The 15454-nt window shown below is 60.4% G+C and carries 16 protein-coding genes and 1 tRNA gene; 10 read left to right on the top strand and 7 right to left on the bottom strand.

All coding sequences use genetic code 11. The annotated features are described in order from the left end of the window. Positions 1–108: 108 nt before the first annotated feature. Entirely contained in the window at positions 109–879 is a 771-nt protein-coding gene (locus RNA01_RS02700; RefSeq protein WP_147178413.1) for an ABC transporter substrate-binding protein, read from the bottom strand. 140 nt (positions 880–1019) lie between these two features. Between RNA01_RS02700 and RNA01_RS02695 the strand changes: the two genes are divergently transcribed. The 4 genes from RNA01_RS02695 to RNA01_RS02680 all read left to right on the top strand — a co-directional run bounded on the left by RNA01_RS02695 (position 1020) and on the right by RNA01_RS02680 (position 4780). Next, complete coding sequence (locus RNA01_RS02695) at positions 1020–1976, top strand: LysR family transcriptional regulator (RefSeq protein ID WP_147178412.1); 957 nt, start codon at positions 1020–1022, stop codon at positions 1974–1976. Positions 1977–2053: 77 nt separating this feature from the next. Next, positions 2054–3175 carry an NAD(P)/FAD-dependent oxidoreductase gene (locus RNA01_RS02690; RefSeq protein ID WP_147178411.1) on the top strand — a complete coding sequence of 374 codons (1122 nt, stop codon included), beginning with the start codon at positions 2054–2056 and terminating at the stop codon, positions 3173–3175. Positions 3176–3241: 66 nt separating this feature from the next. Next, positions 3242–4156, top strand: a complete 915-nt coding sequence (locus RNA01_RS02685; RefSeq protein WP_147178410.1) for an EamA family transporter — start codon at positions 3242–3244, stop codon at positions 4154–4156. 84 nt (positions 4157–4240) lie between these two features. Further along, positions 4241–4780 carry a methylated-DNA--[protein]-cysteine S-methyltransferase gene (locus RNA01_RS02680; protein WP_147178409.1) on the top strand — a complete coding sequence of 180 codons (540 nt, stop codon included), beginning with the start codon at positions 4241–4243 and terminating at the stop codon, positions 4778–4780. 21 nt (positions 4781–4801) lie between these two features. On the opposite strand, the gene argB is transcribed toward RNA01_RS02680, so the two are convergent. Further along, a complete protein-coding gene (argB, locus tag RNA01_RS02675) occupies positions 4802–5689 on the bottom strand; it encodes an acetylglutamate kinase (RefSeq protein WP_147178408.1) in 888 nt (295 codons plus the stop codon). Between the two features lie 182 nt (positions 5690–5871). Between argB and RNA01_RS02670 the strand changes: the two genes are divergently transcribed. The 3 genes from RNA01_RS02670 to RNA01_RS02660 all read left to right on the top strand — a co-directional run bounded on the left by RNA01_RS02670 (position 5872) and on the right by RNA01_RS02660 (position 7893). Continuing rightward, positions 5872–6432, top strand: a complete 561-nt coding sequence (locus tag RNA01_RS02670; RefSeq protein WP_147178407.1) for a sigma-70 family RNA polymerase sigma factor — start codon at positions 5872–5874, stop codon at positions 6430–6432. After that, positions 6404–7126 carry an anti-sigma factor gene (locus RNA01_RS02665; protein WP_147178406.1) on the top strand — a complete coding sequence of 241 codons (723 nt, stop codon included), beginning with the start codon at positions 6404–6406 and terminating at the stop codon, positions 7124–7126. Before RNA01_RS02670 ends, RNA01_RS02665 begins: the two co-directional genes overlap by 29 nt. A gap of 209 nt (positions 7127–7335) precedes the next feature. Next, the gene (locus tag RNA01_RS02660) at positions 7336–7893 is read left to right on the top strand and encodes a fasciclin domain-containing protein (RefSeq protein WP_147178405.1); all 558 of its coding nucleotides are present in this window, start codon (positions 7336–7338) and stop codon (positions 7891–7893) included. 58 nt (positions 7894–7951) lie between these two features. On the opposite strand, the gene yihA is transcribed toward RNA01_RS02660, so the two are convergent. From yihA to rpmH, 4 genes are all read right to left on the bottom strand, one after another. Further along, positions 7952–8611: a ribosome biogenesis GTP-binding protein YihA/YsxC gene (gene yihA, locus RNA01_RS02655; protein ID WP_147178404.1), complete on the bottom strand. Its 660-nt coding sequence runs from the start codon at positions 8609–8611 to the stop codon at positions 7952–7954. 135 nt (positions 8612–8746) lie between these two features. Further along, positions 8747–10606: a membrane protein insertase YidC gene (yidC, locus tag RNA01_RS02650; protein ID WP_147178403.1), complete on the bottom strand. Its 1860-nt coding sequence runs from the start codon at positions 10604–10606 to the stop codon at positions 8747–8749. Next, positions 10606–10995, bottom strand: coding sequence for a ribonuclease P protein component (rnpA, locus tag RNA01_RS02645; protein ID WP_147178578.1), 390 nt, complete (start codon positions 10993–10995; stop codon positions 10606–10608). The genes yidC and rnpA overlap by 1 nt, the downstream gene beginning before the upstream one ends. A 27-nt stretch (positions 10996–11022) precedes the next feature. Further along, positions 11023–11160 carry a 50S ribosomal protein L34 gene (rpmH, locus tag RNA01_RS02640; protein WP_147178402.1) on the bottom strand — a complete coding sequence of 46 codons (138 nt, stop codon included), beginning with the start codon at positions 11158–11160 and terminating at the stop codon, positions 11023–11025. A gap of 529 nt (positions 11161–11689) precedes the next feature. On the opposite strand from rpmH, the gene RNA01_RS02635 reads away from it, so the two are divergent. The 3 genes from RNA01_RS02635 (at position 11690) to scpC (ending at position 15040) form a co-directional block, all read left to right on the top strand. Then, complete coding sequence (locus tag RNA01_RS02635; RefSeq protein ID WP_235916397.1) at positions 11690–13120, top strand: sensor histidine kinase; 1431 nt, start codon at positions 11690–11692, stop codon at positions 13118–13120. A 137-nt stretch (positions 13121–13257) separates the two neighbouring features. Then, positions 13258–13334: transfer RNA gene (locus tag RNA01_RS02630), tRNA-Arg, on the top strand. 212 nt (positions 13335–13546) lie between these two features. After that, complete coding sequence (gene scpC / locus RNA01_RS02625; protein WP_147178400.1) at positions 13547–15040, top strand: succinyl-CoA:acetate CoA-transferase ScpC; 1494 nt, start codon at positions 13547–13549, stop codon at positions 15038–15040. A gap of 49 nt (positions 15041–15089) precedes the next feature. On the opposite strand, the gene RNA01_RS02620 is transcribed toward scpC, so the two are convergent. Then, on the bottom strand, positions 15090–15392 hold the full coding sequence (locus RNA01_RS02620) for an ArsR/SmtB family transcription factor (protein ID WP_147178399.1): 303 nt from the start codon (positions 15390–15392) through the stop codon (positions 15090–15092). Positions 15393–15454 lie beyond the last annotated feature (62 nt).

The raw sequence follows: 15454 nt of genomic DNA, 5'->3' as shown, positions 1-15454 counted from the left end.
ACAGGCCGCAATCAGTTGCCGACATACAGGTTGACCTGTCCAACGAGAGAAGCCCCTCGCAGCTCCGGCCGCGAGAGGGAATGATCTCGACCGATCAAGGCCGGGCGATCACTTCATTTCGTAGATGTCGATCGGGAAGTACTTTTTGTTAATCTCGGCATATTTGCCGTTGGCACGGATCGCGTCGATGGCCGCGTTCAGCTTGCCCAGCAGCTCGGCGTCTTCCTTGCGGACCGCAATACCGGCGCCTTCGCCGATGAACTTGGGATCGGCGATCGGCGCGCCGACCAGTTCGCAGCACTTGGCGCCGTCGCCCTTGGACAGCCAGTCCATCATCGGGAGCATGTCGCCGATCTGGATGTCGAGGCGACCGTTGATCATGTCCATGTTGACCTCGTCCTGGGTCGGATAGAGCTTGATCTCGAGGTCAGGATAGGTGGCGGTGGCATATTCGGCCTGCGTGGTGCCCGACTGCGCGCCGATCACCTTGCCCTTCAGGCCCTCGTTGGAGAAATCCGTGATGTTCGCCCCCTTCTGGGCGATATGGGTCATCGGCGCCTTGTAGTAGGACTTGGTGAACGCGACCTTTTCGGCGCGTTCCGGCGTGATGAACATCGAGGCGATCATGAAATCGAATTTCTTGGCCTGCAATGCCGGGATGATGCCATCCCAGTCCTGAGTGACGACGTCGCACTCGACCTTCATCTCGGCGCAGAGCGCCATGCCGATTTCGACGTCGAAACCGCCGACCTTACCTGCCGAATCGACGAAATTGAAGGGTGGATAGGCGCCCTCGGTGCCGATAACCAGCTTGTCGGCAGCCTGTGCCGAAAAGGCGGTGAGGGCGGTGAAGGCCAGAGCCAGAATGGTGTTCTTCATGGTCGTTCCCCTTGTTTTTGACACCTGTTGCGATGCCTTGCCGGCCAGTCTATGCAGCGCCGTGGCATCAGCGAAATAGATAGTTGCAATAGTCAATATCAACGTGATTTATTCTCTCTCGGACTTTCAACGGGATGCCCATGGCCAACAAACGGCTCGAACGCTTCGCCCACAATCTCGACTGGAACCTGCTGCGGACCTTCGCCGTGGTGGTGGAGGAGGGCTCGATCACGGCCGCCGCCAGTCGCCTGTTGTTGCAGCAGCCGGCCGTTTCCATGGCGCTCAAGCGGCTCGAGGAGACAGCCGGCCACCGGTTGATCGATCGCCGCCCCGGACGGTTTGAAATGACCGAGGCTGGCGAACGGCTCTATCGGCAGGCGCGCGATATATTCGCCGCTGTGATCCGTCTGCCCGATACCCTGGAAGGGGCCGGTGCCGATATCGCCGGCCATGTCTCGGTCCATGCCGTTTCGCATGTGCACCATCCCGGCTGGGATGAAAGGTCCAGCCGTTTCTTCACGGCCCATCCGAAGGTCACGATGAATGTGACGATTGAGACAACGGCGGACGTGATCAGCTCGGTCGAACGCGGGATTGCCAGCATCGGCATCTGCGATGGCATCATCCCCGATCATCTCACCAAGGTTCCCTACAAGCTCGAGCGCTATGCGCTCTATTGCGGAAGGGGTCACCGTCTGTTCGGTGTGGAGGGCGCATCGCTCAATGACCTGCGCGGGGACCCCTATATAGCCTTCACCGCCGATGTTCTGGGAGGCAAGCACATGAATGCGGTGACGGCGGTTCGCGCGATCGGCTCCTTCGGCCAGGAGGTGCGGGCGGTTTCCAGTCATGTCGAGGAGGTGATCCGCATGGTCGCCGCCAATATCGGCGTTGGCATGTTGCCCGCCCATCTTGCCGGCCCCTTTGTCGATGCCGGCAAGCTCTGGCAATTGCCCCCCTATGACAGTCTGCCGGTCAGCGAGGTCTTCTTGATCTCTAACCCCAACGCCATGCTCAATCCGGCGGAGCAGGCGTTCGTCACGATGATGGAGGGGCTCGACCTCTTCGAGGATTCGCAGAAACATCAATCTAATTGATGGCAATATTTGTCGTTATAAATTTGAATGCAGGTCGCCTTGGTGGCTAGCATGCGCCTTCGTTCAGGAAGATATGCATGCAGACCTATGACATTGCCATTATCGGCGGCGGCATCGCCGGACTTTCTCTCGCCTATTTCCTTGGTGCCGACCGCTCGGTGGTGGTGCTCGAACGCGAGGAAAGCCTCGGCTATCACTCGACCGGACGGTCTGCCGCGGAATTCGTCTTGCGCTACAATAGTCCAGAAGTCTGCAAGCTTGCAGCCATTAGCCGCGATTTCTTCGATCATCCGCCGGCGGGTTTTAGCGATGTCCCCCTGCTTTCCCCGCGCGGCGGATTGATGATCGCCAATGTGGAGAAACGCGAGCGCTTCGAGGCGCATTTCGCCGCAGAGCAAATGAAGACAGACGGCCTGCAGCGGCTGTCGGTCGATGAGGCCGTGACGATGATGCCGATCCTTGATCCTGCCTATGTCGCCGATGCTTACTACGACCCCGAATTCTGGGACATCGAGGTTGAATGCCTCTTGCAGGGCTATGGCAAGGGCGTCCGCCGTGCCGGCGTCGAGATCCGTCAGAAAGCCGGCGTGAACGCTGCCCGTGATGATGGCCGGCACTGGCGGATCGACACCGAAATTGGCTCGGTCGCGGCCCGGATCGTGGTCAATGCGACAGGCGGCTGGGTGGATCCGACGGCGCGCCTCTTCGGTCTGGCGCCACTCGGCATCATACCGCATCGACGCACCGCGATCCTGGTTGACCTGCCGGATGGCGTCGACGCCCGCACAATGCCGGAGATCAACGAGCTGGATGACGAGTTCTACATCAAGCCGGATGCGGGCAGGCTGCTGGTGTCTCCCGCCGATGAGACGCCCTGTGAACCTGGGGATGTCCAGCCGGAAGAGCTGGATGTCGCCTGGGCGGTGCACCATCTTGAAACGTCAACAACGATGGACGTCAGGCGGGTCGCCAAGAGCTGGGCAGGGATGCGCAGCTTCGCGCCGGATCGCCTGCCGGTGGTGGGGTTTGCCAAAGACCATGCGCGCTTCTTCTGGCTGGCCGGGCAGGGTGGCTACGGTATCCTGAGTTCGCCGGCGCTGGGCGCACTGGCGGCGGCCCTTTTGACCGCAAGCGAGGCGCCGGAGGACTTTGCCCGGGCCGGGCTCGCGCCCACGACCTTTTCACCGCAACGTTTCTGAACGTTTCGTCGCCTTCCTGAACATCGCCGGCTTTCGCTCCCCGCCGCTGGGTGCTAACAGCACCCCATGCCCGCCTGGATCCTCATCACTTTCGCCAGCGCATTTCTGCAAAATATGCGCTCCGTTCTGCAAAAATACCTGAAGGGCCGGATGGGCACGACGGGAGCGACCTTCGTTCGCTTCGGCTATGGCGTGCCCTTCGCGCTTGCCTATCTGGCGGTGTTGCACCTCGGCCTCGGGCGACCGCTGCCGGTGCCGAACAGTGCCTTCGCCTTCTGGGCGGTGATCGGCGCCTTTGCCCAGATCTCGGCGACCTTCCTGCTGGTACATCTCTTCTCGTTTCGTAATTTCGCCGTCGGCACAGCCTATTCTCGTACAGAACCCGCTCAGGCAGCGCTGATCGCTCTGGTGCTATTCGGCGAGACGATCACTTTGCCGACCGTGATGGCCATCCTTGTCTCCGTGTTTGGGGTGATGCTGATCTCGGTGGCGCGCACGGCGCTCAGCCTCTCGGCGCTCTTCACGTCGGTCGTCAGCCGAACCGCGCTCCTCGGCCTGCTTTCCGGCCTGTTCTTCGGTGTTTCGGGCATTTCCTACCGCTCGGCCTCGTTGGCGCTCCAGCCCAGCCTGCCGGCACCCGACAGCGTCATGCAGGCCAGCTTTACTCTGGTCGTCGTCATCCTGGTGCAGACTTTTGCCATGCTCATTTGGATGCTCTGGCGCGATCGGGCGGAGCTTCGACGCATCGGCGCCGCCTGGAAAATCGGCATTGCAGTTGGCTTCGTCGGCGCAACCGCCTCTTTCGGCTGGTTCACGGCGATGACCCTGCAGCAGGTGGCTGTGGTCAAGGCGCTGGCCCAGGTCGAAATGCTCTTCACCTTCGCCTCCTCGGTCTTCTTCTTCAAGGAGACGATCAATCGTCTGGAAGTGGCTGGCTGCTTGTTGATCGTTGCCGGGGTCCTGCTGCTGCTCGTCGTCTGATGGCCATCCGTCTACCGATGGTGCGCTCCGGTTGCGGCGATCGATAGAGGGTAATATCATCTGTCTTGGCGGCAGGCGGGAAGCATGAGGAGCGTGACGGAGGTGCTGTGTTGCGAGTGGTTCGATACGCCGGTCGGTGACCTGGTCGCGGTCGCCAGTGCCACGCATCTGCTTGTTTTGGGTTTCGAGGGTGACGGGTCACCGGACGAACGGCTGGAACGGCAACGCCGCCACCTCGGCCTGGATGTCATGCCTGGCGGCAATGCGATCACGGCGGCGACAGGCAGGCAGTTGAAAGCCTATTTCGCCGGCGAACTCTTAGACTTTACCGTGCCGCTCGCGCCGTCCGGTAGTGAATTCGAGCGGAAGGTCTGGGCGGAACTCCTCAGCGTGCCGCTTGGCGAAACCTGCTCCTATGGCGATATCGCGAGGAATGTCGGCGGCATGGAAACAGTGCGGGCGGTTGGCAAGGCCAACGGCGCAAATCCGATCGTCATCATCCCATGCCACCGTTGCATCGGCTCTGACGGCACGCTGACCGGATATGGTGGCGGGTTGTGGCGCAAGAAATGGCTCCTGCGCCACGAAGGGCAGATGCGGCCGGTCGGGCTCTTTGCCCTTTGAAACCGGCTTGGCTTTTAGCTGTCAGGGAACAATCAGCGTGCCGGCTCCACCTTCGGTGAAAATCTCGAGCAGGACCGCATGCGAGACCTTTCCGTTCAGGATGACCACGCCCTGCACGCCGGCTTGGATGGCCTCGATGCAGGTTTCAACCTTGGGGATCATGCCGCCGGAGATCGTGCCGTTCTTGATCAACGCGCGGGCCTCGGCGACCGAAAGCTCCTTGATCAGCTCGCCGTTCTTGTTGAGGACACCTGGAACATCGGTAAGAAACAGCAGGCGGGTGGCGCGCAGGGCTCCGGCAATCGCGCCGGCGAAAGTGTCGGCATTGATGTTGTATGTGTGGCCGTCGCGGCCTGGCGCAACCGGGGCAATGACCGGGATCATTTCCGACTTGGCAAGTAGGTCGAGCAGCGTGCGATCGACTTCGACCACCTCGCCGACGAAGCCAAGATCGAGCGCGCGCTCGATGTTGGAATCGGGATCGATGACTGTCTTCTTGGCCTTTTCAGCGAAGACCATGTTACCGTCTTTGCCGCACAGGCCGATCGCCCATTCGCCGGTCTGGTTGATGAGGGCGACGATCTCCTTGTTGATCGAGCCGGCCAAAACCATTTCAACGATCTCGACGGTTCTTTCGTCGGTAACGCGCAGGCCGCCTTCGAACTTAGATTCGATGCCCATCTTGGCGAGCATGGCACCGATCTGCGGCCCGCCGCCATGCACGACAATAGGGTTGACGCCCGACTGCTTGAGAAGCGCGATGTCAGCGGCGAAGGCCTTACCGAGTTCGGAATCGCCCATGGCGTGTCCACCGTATTTCACGACGATGGTCTTGTTTTCATAGCGCTGCATGAAAGGCAGAGCCTGCGCAAGAAGCCGCGCCTGGATTTCACTCTCGGAAGCCGTCATGGGGTGCCCTCGTCGTTGGTTCGCGGCCTTTTAGCGCAAGATTGGCCGGGATGGAATAATCCGGGGTAAAGATAAGCGCGGCTGATGATCCGTCATCGCCTGGAGGGCGTAGTGTTTATCAAAGACATAACGGAAATGGCGCCCGGGCTAGGGGCTGTCTGGAGGAGAGGGTCCGAAGGCCGATGCCAAGCGACGAAATTTCCATGCTGTTGAGTCGGGTGGCTCTGAAGGATCGCTCGGCCTTCTCCTTGCTCTATAATCGCCTGTCGCCGAAACTTTTTGTCATCTGCCTGCGTATCTTGCGAGACAGGGCCGATGCGGAGGAGGCGTTGCAGGACGTGTTCGTCAAGATATGGCAGCGCGCTGAGAGTTTTGCCGCCTCGGGAAACGGTGGGATGGGATGGCTTGCGGCAATCGCCCGCTATCATTGCATCGATCGGCTGCGGGCCAGACGTGCGCCGACGCAGGAACTGGAGGCCGTGGCCGACCTTACCGACAGTGCCGCCAATCCGGAACAGAGTGCTGTGCTGCGCTCGGAAGGAAAGCGGATTGACAGCTGTCTGCAAGAGTTGGATCCTGATCGCGCACGTGCCGTCAGGCATGCCTATGTGGAGGGCTTGTCTTATCAGGAGCTGGCTGATCGGTTCGAGGTTCCCCTGAATACGATGCGCACATGGTTGCGCCGCAGCCTGTTGAAATTGAGAGAGTGCATGAATGACGACGCCAGACCAGAGCAAGGGTGACCGGTCGCGGGACGAAGTGCTCGCCGGAGAATATGTGCTCGGTGTACTCGGTGTCGAGGAGCGCAAGCAGGTAGAGGAACGGCTGCGCCAGGACCGGTCCTTCGGGATCATTGTCCGGCGTTGGGAAGACAATCTTTCTCAGTTCAATGACGACTACGGCCATGAGCATCCGCCGGAAGCGCTGTTTTCCAGGATAGAAAACCGGATCTTTCCGCCGCTTCCGCAGGCTTCGCCCTGGGCGCCGCTTGGCAACTTATGGGCCTCGCTGGCGTTCTGGCGAGGGCTCGCCTTTGCCTGTGCCGCCGCAGTCGTCGTTCTCTCGGGAGGAGAGACAGGCTTGCTGGGCCGCCCGGCCGGGCCCCCGCCGCTCGTCGCAGAGCTTGCCGGCAAGGACAGCGTAATCAGTCTCGTTGCGCGCTATGACCAGGGTTCCGGCCGCCTGCAGCTCACCCCCGTCGCAACCGGCGAACAGCGGCAAAAATCGCTCGAACTCTGGCTGATCGAGGACGACGCGGCACCGCGTTCGCTTGGGGTCTTGCCACAGACCGGGGAAGGGGAACTCGTCGTTCCCAACGAGATGCGCTCTCTCTTTACCGAAGGTGCAATCCTTGCTGTCAGCCTCGAGCCCTTCGGCGGCTCCCCGACCGGGCAGGCGACCGGTCCGGTAATCGCACTTGGCCCGACACATCTTTGAACGGCGCATGTATTTGGTGCGCGCAACTCAATTGAAGTCAGCAAAATCAATAAAATAGACTTTCTTAGATTTTCTGCGGCCTAACTGAAACTTCTCTTGTCCCGCTCTCGTCCTTGTTGATGTTCCCCGCAAGGGATCGAAACAACCATCCCGGACGGCAATCACGCCGCCGAGGACGCATCGAGAACACCAGGACAGAGGAAACCGAAATGTTCAAGACCACCCTTCGCCCGCTTACCCTTGCCGTCGCACTCGCAGCTGGCACTGCCGCTGCCCATGCCGAAAACCCGATGGTCGGCGGTGCCGCCATGTATGAAGACAAGAATATCGTCGAAAATGCCGTCAATTCCAAGGACCACACCACGCTGGTCGCCGCCGTCAAGGCTGCGGGTCTGGTCGAGACCCTTTCGGGCGAGGGGCCGTTCACCGTTTTCGCCCCGGTCAATGCGGCCTTCGACGCACTGCCGGCCGGGACCGTCGACACACTGCTGAAGCCTGAAAACAAAGATCAGTTGACCAAGGTGCTGACCTGCCACGTCGTGGCGGCCGATGTCATGTCCGGCGCGATTGGCAAGATGATTGCTGATGACGGCGGTAGCCATCCGGTCAAGACCGTTGGCGGCTGCATGCTTCAGGCGAAGATGGACGGGGACAAGATCACCCTGACCGACGAGAATGGCGGTGTGGCGATTGTGACCATCGCCGACGTCAAGCAGTCGAACGGCGTGATCCATGTCATCGACAAGGTTCTGCTGCCGAAGGCCTGAACCACAGGGCTGCCCCGTCATCGGCGGGGCGGCCCATTACAGAATGTGGCGCAATGGGTCAGTTAGACTGGCTGATGGTCTCGAGGATTGCCGCGCGCAGATCGTCGAGGCCATTCCCTTTTTCCGAGGAGGTGGCGATGATGAAGGGATAGGCAGCCGGGCGCTTCTTGATCTTCTCAAGCGTTTCGGCAATTAGCCGCGGCACGCCAGCCTCTTTGATCTTGTCGGTCTTGGTCAGCACGATCTGGTAGGAGACCGCGGCCTTGTCCAGCAGGTCGAGCACCTCGTCATCGTTCTTCTTGATGCCGTGACGGCTGTCGATCAGCACGTAGACGCGTTTCAGCGTCGCCCGGCCGCGCAGATAATCGAACACCAGTCTTGTCCAGGCGTCGACATGTTCCTTTGGCGCCTGGGCATAGCCATAGCCGGGCATGTCCACCAGCGCCATCGGAGGCAGGTCGCCGGCTGCGCCGGAGTAACCGTCTGGAACGAAATAATTGAGTTCCTGCGTGCGGCCGGGCGTATTCGATGTACGGGCGAGTCCCCTCTGCCCGACCAGCGCATTGATCAGCGATGACTTGCCGACATTGGAGCGGCCGGCGAAGGCCACTTCGAGTGGGCCTTCCGGCGGTAGGAAGTCCATCGACGGCACGCCGCGGATGAAAATCCACGGACGTCCGAACAGGGGCTTATCGCCATCCGGCCGTGTCGCTGTCATGCTGTGGTCCTTTGTCGTTTGGCTCGGCCATCCCGGCCATTTTGCCACTGGATGTCAAGAGCATGGTCTTGCCCCGCAATCCGAGGGTCACGCGGGGGCAAAGAAATAAGCCCCGGCTAACCGGGGCTTATCTGGTTACTTCGTCTCAGTGGGCTTTCGCCGGAACATACGCTTGATGTTGTCGATCAACTCGATCTTGGCGCCGTGACGCTTCATGATGATCGACTGCTGCGTGATCGAAAGCGTGTTGTTCCAGGCCCAGTAGATGACCAGACCGGCCGGAAAGGAGCCGAGCATGAAGGTGAAGATCAGCGGCATCCAGTTGAACAGCATCGCCTGGGTCGGGTCCGGCGGTGTCGGGTTCATACGCATCTGAAGCCACATGGTGACACCCATGATGATCGGCCAGATGCCGAGATGCAGGAAGCTCGGGGCCTCGAACGGCAGCAGGCCGAAGAGATTGATGAACGTCGTCGGATCGGGGGCCGAAAGGTCCTGGATCCAGCCGAAGAACGGCGCATGGCGCATTTCGATCGTGACGTAGATCACCTTGTAGAGCGAGAAGAAGACCGGGATCTGCAACAGCACCGGCCAGCAGCCGGCGACCGGATTGATCTTCTCGGTCTTATAGAGCTCCATCATCGCCTTCTGAAGCGCCATCTTGTCGTCGCCATACTTGGCCTTCAGCTCTTCCATTTTCGGCTGCATGCGCTTCATGTTTGCCATGGAGGCATACTGCTTGCTGGCGAGCGGGAAGAAGATAGCCTTGACGACGATGGTGGTCAGCAGGATGGCGATGCCGAAGTTGCCAACCAGACGGAAGAAGAAATCCATCAGCATGAACATCGGCTTGGTGAAGAAGTAGAACCAGCCCCAATCGATCAGGAGGTCGAAGCGAGGCACTTCGTAATTCGTTACGGTTTCCGTCTTGCCGCCAACCAGGTTCGCGAAAACCTTGCCGAACCAGGAATTGTCACGTGCATACCCGTCAACGACGGGCACTTCCTTGGCGCCGGCGAAGACAAGCGTCTTGAGGCTTGTGGACTGGCCTGGCGCAATGGAAACGGCGTCGTTCTTGTAGTCTGCCTGGAAACGCGGCTGCCCATCGGTGAAGTGGGAGAAGCGGGAATCATAGGCGATCGCCTGCGGCGGTACGAGTGCTGCCGCCCAATACTTGTCGGTGATGCCCATCCAGCCGCCGGTCGCCTTGGCGTTGGTCATCGATTCCTTCTCGATGGCGCTGTACTTTTCTTCGACCAGGCCGCCTTCCTTGCCAATAACACCGAGAAAGCCCTCGTGCAGGACGTAGACAGATGCCGTCGTTGGCTTGTTGTACCGCGTGATGCGGCCGTAAGGTGCAATCGAGGCAGCGGCCGTTCCGGTATTGCTGATCGTGTCTTCGACGGTGAACATATAATGCTCATCGACGGAGATCTTGCGCAGGAATGTCAGTCCCGCGTCGTTGGTGAAGGAGAGCGTCACCGGTGTCGCCTGGGTCAGCTTGTCGCCGCTGGCCAGCGTCCAGACCGTAGCTGGACCGGGAGCCGTGCCGGCATTTTCGCCGGCAATGTAGCCGAGTTCGGTGAAGTAGCCGTCCGTGGTGTCGGCCGGGTTGAACAGTGTGATGATCGGGCTCGTCGGGTCGACGGTCTCCCGGTATTCCTTGAGTTTCAGGTCGTCAAACCGGGCGCCGGTCAGATTGATCGAGCCGACAAGCGCCGGTGTGTCGATCGCCACGCGGGCTGTCTTGGCGATCGCTTCGTCGCGGTTTGCTTCGGCGGCGGCCTGGGCGGTGCTGCCCGGCAAGCTGCCAGCGATGGTCCCGGCGGCCGGTGCCGCGGCGTTCGGTTGCGTCGTCGTGGCTTCCTGGGCAAGGCGAGCTTCTTCGGCCTGCCGCTGCGCTTCGATCCGCGGACTCATGATGAAGTACTGCCAGCCGAGAACGATCAGCACAGACAGGGCAATCGCGATGAAGTAATTGCGGTTGTTTTGCATCAGACTTTCCTGGAATCGGTCGCGGGGGACCGTGCGTTTTTCGGTCTGGCCTTGATCCGGTCGGCCAGTTGCGCGGCAAGCCGCGCAAAGGGTGCATCGAGCACATCCCTGCGGGCGACAATGACATAGTCGTGTCCGGGCTGCATTGCAAACGCCGCATTCAGTCGAACGGCCTCTTTGAGGCGGCGGCGCATGCGATTGCGCTCGACGGCGTTGCCATGCTTCTTGGTGACCGTGAAACCAACCCGGGGTTCGGTCTCGGGCGCCTTTCGATCGAGAACCTCGAGGAGGAACAGGCTGCCCCTGCGCTTTTCGCCGGCGCGAACGGCAAGAAACTGCGGCCGGCTTTTCAGCCGCCCGACAGTTTGTTTCTCTTTATCTGCATTCATTCGCCCGGTCTCGGGCAAGCCCGGCCTTTAGGCCGAGAGGCGGTTGCGACCGCGGGCGCGGCGGGCAACAAGAACCTTGCGGCCGCCCTTGGTGGCCATACGCGCACGGAAGCCGTGGCGACGCTTGCGAACAAGCTTGGAAGGTTGAAAGGTACGCTTCGTCATTTATTTAATACCGCGGTGTGCGGCCCTTCTTGGGTTTGCATTTCTGCAAGAGCGTTGGATTTGCGCACGGCTATCCACCCGTCATTGCGGGTTTTCGGTCCGGACGTGCGCGGCTTATACGGATCAAGGGCTCGAGAGTCAATTGTCCGGGTGATTTGGCTCGATAGAGCCGAGCATGCGGGGGCCGGGTGAGCGAAACTCCATTTCATCATTGGCCTCTTGCCGAGTGATGGAAAGCTGTCCGGACGTGCGGGATCCGCAAGAATGGGCGATCGCGATGTGATGCTCAATATTGGATGTTCCAACGAGCGAAAGGGGTGCTTGCGTCGTCTTTTTCAGCACAGACCGTCCTTGCTGGCGCCTCCTCTCCGTCGAGGCGTGGCATTGGCCAATTCGCGCCCGTGCGCTAATATAAAAGCCGATCCGGCTGACCGCAGGTGGCCGGATGTCCTCGGAATGATGATGGGAGCAGCCCATGTGGCAACAGAGCCAGGCCGGTTGGCAAACCGATACGGGGGCAGGTTCAGTCATGCAGCATCGCTTGCGCGGGCTGTCAGGCAAGCTTCTCTGGCTGACGATGGCCTTCGTGATGCTGGCGGAGGTGCTGATCTTCGTGCCGTCGGTCGCCTCGATGCGCTTGCGTTGGCTTGAGGACCGCTTGAATACGGCGGCGGCCGCAGGCGTGGTAATCGATGGGCTCCAGCCGGCAGAATTGCCGCGGGCGGTGCAGGACGATACACTCATGGCGACCGGTACGAAGGCCATCGCACTGCGCAAGGACGGCACCTCGCGATTGCTGGCGGCCGACCACATGCCGCCGCAGGTCGACGCCAAATACGATCTCTCCGACGTGCCTGCGTTCCAGTCGATCGGCGACGCGCTCTACACGCTGCTGTTCGGCGGCGATCGCATGTTGCGCGTTTATGGTCCGATCGGCGACAGCGATATGATCATCGAACTGGTCATGGAGGAAAAGGGCTTGCGCCAGGCGATGCTGGCCTATGCTCAGAGTGTCTTTTCCGTGTCGCTGATGATCTCTCTTATCACTGCCTCGCTGATCTACATTGCGATCAACCGTATGATGATCCGGCCGATGCGACGCCTGACGCATAGCATGCAGGTATTCGCCGAAAATCCCGAGGACCCGGCTCGCATCCTGCCTCCAGCGCCCGGCAACGACGAGATCGCGCTGGCCGGGCGTCACCTTGCCCTGATGCAGGAGCAGTTGCAGAAGACGCTGAAGCAGCAGCGCAACCTTGCCGACCTTGGCCTCGCCGTCTCGAAGATCAATCACGATATGCGCAATATTCTCGCCTCCGCGCAATTGATGTCCGACCGTCTCGTTGATGTCGACGACCCCATGGTGAAGGGCTTTGCGCCGAAGCTGGTGCGTACCATCGATCGGGCCGTTGGCTACACCAGCGAGGTGTTAGCTTACGGACAGGCATCCGAGGCTGAGCCCAAGCGCCGGCGCTTCCGTCTGGCCGAGCTCTGTCAGGAGGTGCGTGACATCCTGGCCATCGCGCCGGACAGCGGCATCGACTTCGTCGACTCGGTCGCTGCCGACATCGAGGTCGATGCCGACAGCGAGCAGCTTTTTCGGGTCGTTCACAATATTTGTCGCAATGCGGTCCAGGCGTTGGCGAATCACCGCCTCGACGATCCAGGGGCGCTGCGCCGCATCACGCTGTCGGCGCAGCGCATCGGCAGCGTGGTCGCTATCGCGATCGACGACACCGGCCCCGGCTTGGCGCCCAAGGCGCGGGAAAACCTGTTTACCGCCTTCCGTGGTTCGGCCCGTTCCGGTGGCATCGGCCTCGGCTTGGCGATCGCGCGCGAACTCGTGCTCGCCCATGGCGGAACCATCGCCCTCGTGGAAAAACCGGGTCCCGGTACCCTGTTTCGAATCGAGATCCCTGATCGTCCTGTGGCGTTGGGTGACTGGCGGGTGCGTGCGTGAAAAAAAGAATTGCCGCAATTCCGGGCTTCCAGCATTGATGTGACGGCAAAATGACTCTTTTTTCCGAAAGGTGCTTGCAATCCTTCGCGGCACGTTTTAGAGGATCGCCACGCCGCCGACGACAGTCGGACTGGCACGCACCCGTAGCTCAGCTGGATAGAGCACCAGACTACGAATCTGGGGGTCAGGAGTTCGAATCTCTTCGGGTGCGCCACTTCCCCTTCCTCCGAAATGTCCTTGCTTTCCAGTGGATCGCGTGTTTTTTCATTCAATCGACGTGAATTAACAAGCTATGTGCAAAAGGCATGGCAGCTAAGCGCGCAATGCGACGGAAGGATGATTGCGTTTCCTCTCCGCTGGCATTTAAGCCATGGCCCTGCCTGTCGGAAACCTGTCCGATGAGCGCGTTGTCTTAGAGGATAGATTATGCTGCGTGATCGGATTCGATTTAAGCCCCTGCTCGACAAACTGGTCAGCGCTGAAGAGGCCGCAAGCTTCATCAAGGACGGTATGACGGTCGGCATGAGCGGCTTCACCCGCGCGGGCGAGGCCAAGGCTGTGCCCCTGGCTCTGGCGGAGCGGGCCAAGACGGACCCACTGAAAATCACCCTTATGACTGGCGCGTCGCTCGGTAATGATCTGGATAAGACTCTGGCCGAAGCGCATGTGTTGGCGCGCCGCCTGCCCTTTCAGTCGGATCCGGGCTTGCGCAAGGCGATCAATGCCGGGGAGGTCATGTTCATTGACCAACACCTGTCCGAGACGGTGGAGCAATTGCGGACCCACCAGATCAAGCCGGTGGACATCGCCGTCATCGAGGCTGTTGCCATCACCGAGACCGGCGGAATCGTGCCGACGACCTCCGTCGGAAATTCGGCGAGTTTCGCCATCCTGGCCGACAAGGTCATCGTCGAGCTGAATCTTTCGCAGCCCGCCTCCCTCGAGGGCCTGCACGACATCTACATTCCGTCGCGCCGTCCGACCCGGATGCCGATCCCGATCGTGACGACGGAAAGCCGCGTGGGTCTGCCTTTTATTCCGATCCCGCCGGAGAAGATCGTCGCCGTCGTCGTCTCGGAAAAGCAAGACAGTTCCGCCACGATTCTGCCGCCGGACGACGATACCCGCGCAATCGCCGGTCATCTCAGCGATTTCCTGCTGAATGAAGTCAAACAGGGCCGTCTGGGCTACGAGTTGCAGCCGCTACAGGCCGGTATCGGTACGATCGCCAATGCCGTTCTGCATGGCTTCATCGATACACCGTTCCATGACTTGAAGATGTATTCCGAGGTTTTGCAGGATTCGACCTTCGAGCTGTTCGATTCCGGCAAGCTGACCTTTGCTTCGGGGTCGTCGATTACGCTGTCGGCAGAAATGTACCAGAAAGTCCTGCCGCGGCTCTCCGAATACAAGCATCAGCTTATTCTGCGCCCACAGGAAATCAGCAACCATCCCGAGGTGATCCGTCGCCTCGGTCTGATTTGCATCAACACGGCGCTGGAGTTCGACATCTACGGCAATGTCAACTCCACCCACGTCGGCGGTACGCACATGATGAACGGTATCGGCGGCTCGGGCGATTTCGCCCGCAATGCCTTCATGTCGATCTTCGTCACCAAATCGACCGCCAAGAACGGTGCGATCTCATCGGTCGTGCCGATGGTCAGCCATGTCGATCATACCGAGCATGATGTCGATATTCTGGTGACGGAAGTCGGTCTTGCCGACCTGAGAGGCCTGGCCCCGCGTGAACGGGCGGCAGTGGTCATCGCCAATTGTGTCGACAAAGATTATCGCGATCCGTTGCAGGACTATTATGACCGTGCGGTCAAGCGTGGCGGGCATACGCCGCACGTGCTCGAAGAGGCGCTCTCCTGGCATGTGAACCTGCGCGAGAAGGGAACGATGAGACCCGCCTGAGGCGGGTCAAGGCCTATGATGTCCGGGTGATCAGACGGGCCGTCGTGGTCTAGACGGAGCAGAAGCTGCCGTAGAGCGCGGTGATGACGTTGCGCGCCGGTTCGCTTTCGATGTGATACCAAATGGTCTGGCCGTCACGGCGGCCGGAGATGATCCGGTCGCGGCGCAGAAGCGCCAGATGCTGCGACACCGTCGAGTCGCGAATTCCGAGGAATTCCGCGAGCTGACCGACCGAGCGTTCGCCATCGATCAACTGACAGAGAATGAGCAAACGATGACGATTGGCAAGCGCTTTCAGCAACTCGCTGGCGTCGTCGGCGGCATCCTGCATGGTATCGGGGTCAACTTTCATTCTTGCGTATCTACGTTATTCCGAATATATTGTCAAGCTGGCTGCCCCGGATCTATGGGCGT

The sequence above is a fragment of the Paenirhizobium naphthalenivorans genome (genome assembly GCF_007992095.1).
GTDB lineage: Bacteria > Pseudomonadota > Alphaproteobacteria > Rhizobiales > Rhizobiaceae > Allorhizobium > Allorhizobium naphthalenivorans.
Note: the sequence above shows the minus strand (reverse complement) of the source record. Positions and strands in the feature narration are given on the sequence as shown.